Annotated in this window: 1 protein-coding gene; it reads right to left on the bottom strand. The window is 69.8% G+C overall.

Annotation, left to right across the window (positions count from 1 at the left end; translation table 11 throughout):
• Window positions 1-915, bottom strand: a 915-nt coding sequence (locus tag AC4IJH_RS43580; protein WP_490857575.1) for an acyltransferase domain-containing protein, incomplete at both ends; no start/stop codon positions are given.

Genomic DNA, 915 nt, shown 5'->3' with positions numbered 1-915 from the left:
GCCCACGACGTGCAGTTGGGCGAGGGCGCTCAGCAGCGCGGCCTCTTCGGGCCGGTCCTTGCGCAGCACCGAAACGGCGGTCGCAGTGCCGTCCAGGGTGTGCTGCGCCATCGCGGTCAGCACCCCGTCCGGACCCAACTCCAGGAAGACCGACGCCCCTTCGGAGGCCAGGGCACGCACGCCGTCGGCGAACCGTACGGTCTCCCGCACATGCCTCACCCAGTACTCCGCCGAACAGACGCTGCCCTCGGCGGCGAGGCCACCGCTCACGTTGGACACCAGGGGGATCTGCGGCGCCTCGTACGACAGACCCTCGGCCACCCGCCGGAAGTCCTCCAGCATCGGCTCCATCAACGGCGAATGGAAGGCATGACTCACCGACAGCCGCTGCGTCTTACCACCCTCGGCCGCCAACTCCCCAGCGATACGCAGCACTTCGGCCTCATCCCCGGCGATCACCACCGCCTCGGGGCCGTTGACCGCCGCGATCGACACCCCCTCCACCAGCCGCGGCCGGACCTCACCCTCCGCCGCCCGGACGGCCACCATCGCACCACCAGCAGGCAACGCCTGCATCAGCCGCGCCCGAGCCGCCACCAACGCGCACGCATCCGCCAGCGAGAACACCCCGGCCACATACGCCGCCGCGATCTCACCGACCGAATGCCCGGCCACAAAGTCCGGCCGCACACCCAACGACTCCACCAGCCGGAACAACGCCACCTCAACAGCGAACAACGCAGGCTGCGTGAACCCGGTCTCGTCCAGACCCTCCGCATCACCGAACATCACATCCCGCAGCCCACCGTCGAAGTGCGCCAGCACCGCATCCAACGCCTGGGCGAACACCGGGAACCGGCCGTACAACTCCCGGCCCATCCCCACCCGCTGCGCACCCTGACCCGAGAACAGCAC

It is taken from the genome of Streptomyces sp. UF-297, from assembly GCF_058245575.1.
This window is presented reverse-complemented; position numbering and strand designations above follow the sequence as displayed.